4 protein-coding genes and 1 pseudogene are annotated in these 1,841 nt (G+C 54.2%); all 5 read left to right on the forward strand.

Annotated features, from left to right (window positions below):
- The coding region (locus V6D20_04345) for a penicillin acylase family protein (protein ID HEY9815023.1) at positions 1-248 on the forward strand (248 nt) is incomplete at its 5' end.
- Positions 249-493: 245 nt separating this feature from the next.
- Positions 494-940, forward strand: a pseudogene (locus tag V6D20_04350) (transposase).
- Positions 941-1,086: 146 nt separating this feature from the next.
- Positions 1,087-1,299 carry a hypothetical protein gene (locus V6D20_04355; protein HEY9815024.1) on the forward strand — a complete coding sequence of 71 codons (213 nt, stop codon included), beginning with the start codon at positions 1,087-1,089 and terminating at the stop codon, positions 1,297-1,299.
- A gap of 144 nt (positions 1,300-1,443) precedes the next feature.
- Positions 1,444-1,602: a hypothetical protein gene (locus V6D20_04360; GenBank protein ID HEY9815025.1), complete on the forward strand. Its 159-nt coding sequence runs from the start codon at positions 1,444-1,446 to the stop codon at positions 1,600-1,602.
- A 9-nt stretch (positions 1,603-1,611) separates the two neighbouring features.
- Positions 1,612-1,841, forward strand: a 230-nt coding sequence (locus tag V6D20_04365) for a transposase (protein ID HEY9815026.1), incomplete at its 3' end; no start/stop codon positions are given.

Consider the following 1,841-nt stretch of genomic DNA (forward strand, 5'->3'; position numbering starts at 1 on the left):
TTACGGCGATAGGAGGAGATTCGTTTATCGCCTTAGTTGAGTTTTCCTCCCCCCTTCAAGCCAAGGTTTTAACCGCCTATGGCAATTCAAGTCAGCCTAATTCACCCCATGCCGGCGATCAAGTGGAACTCTTTGCCCAGCAAACCCTGCGCACCGCTTGGCGATCGCGATCTGAAATTCAAGCTCATACAGAGACGAGAGACGTTCTTCAATATCTCCCCGCTGCTGGGATTGCTCATCATCTGTAATGATAACGTGAGTCTCCAGCGGAGGGGGTACGGTAAGACGCACTGACACATCTCTGGAAACCCTTGAATTCTCATGAGTTTTAGATTCTGTAAGTACCTTGAATCAAGGCTTTCGAACTTCGACCTTGACCTTGTGGTTTCGCCTCCCAAATCAACGATAGAATCAGACTCTGAGGCACTTGTGTCAGTCAGACAGCTTGTTGCCATGATGCGTTTATCTCAAGCACTGTTTTGGTCAATGCACAGGTATCAGCTTCATCGATAGCACCGTAATCAAAGTCCGCCATAATCGTCGGATTCCTCGGCACCGAGTCTTTGCCAAGCTGGCGGCTCGCGGCAACACTTCGGTGGATTGGTTCTTGGGGTTCAAGCTGCATCTGGTGGTTAATGAACAGGGGGAACTGCTCAACGTCACCCTGACCCCGGGCAATACCGTTCGCGTAGCATGTGCGAAGCACTTAGACCATAAGCCCGTACCCGACCTGCTTAAAGACTTGTTTGGCAAGGTGTTTGCCGACCGAGGTTACATCTCACAAGCTTTGGACCAGAAGCTGTTCGAGGACTATGGCATTGAGTTCTTTGCTCGACCCAAACGGAGGAGGATGAACCACCTAATGAACAGCACGGCAATGGGTTTGACATCTAAGTCTGGGCGAAAGACTTTCTCGCAGGAGGCAAAGAAGTTATGGTAATCCACCAGCACGGCCAGGGATGGCATGAGTGTTTGAACTCGACTTTAGCCATTAGCGCGAAGGTCGAAGAGAGCAAAAGATGAAGACACTGGAGCCAAGCCTGACCAACCCGGTAGGCTTAGCTCCAGTGTTATGTCATTAAACTCATGCTGAGTCTACCCAATGAGATTGCGGACGTGTTGGCTCCGTTCCGAGGGGTGTTCGCCCAACAGCGCAGTTGGCAGAAGGCGCAAACCATGCTGGTGGGAGCGATCTTATGTCAGGGCAATCGCACGGTCAGTCGGGTCTTGCAGGTGATGGGCCTAGGACAAGCGCAGCAGTACGGGACGTATTACCGGATGCTGAGTCGGGTGGGCTGAAGCGGGTTAGCCGCCGCGCAGACGCTGTTGAGCCTGATTATTCTGGCATTCGTCGGCACCGAAACGGTGGTGATTGGGATTGATGAAACCTTAGAGCGTCGGTGAGGCCACCGAATTTGGGGGTTGGGCATCTACCGTGATGGGGTGAAATCAAGTCGCACTCACACGGTCAAAAGCAGTGGGGTGCGGTGGCAAGTGATGCAAGTGTTGGTGCGCCTGCCGTGGTCGCCTCGGGTGTGGGCACTGCCGTTTTTCAGTTTGATGGTGCCGTCTGAAGCGACCCCACGGGGTAAGCGGGCTTAACGCAGTAGTTTGGACTGGACCATCGTCATGGTGCGGGTGGTGAGTCGGTGGTTAAACCGCTACTGGGTGTGCGTCGGGGATGGGGGCTATGACAATGCCAAGTTTGGCTGGACCTGCCGCCGCCACGGGGTGGCGTTAGTAGCCCGATTGCCCTGGAAAGCCAATCTCTATGACTTTGTCCCCACGATGCCGCCACGCTATCCCGGTCGTCCCCGCACCAAAGGGGTGCGCCTGCCGTC

It is taken from the genome of Candidatus Obscuribacterales bacterium (genome assembly GCA_036703605.1).
Classification (GTDB): Bacteria; Cyanobacteriota; Cyanobacteriia; order RECH01; family RECH01; genus RECH01.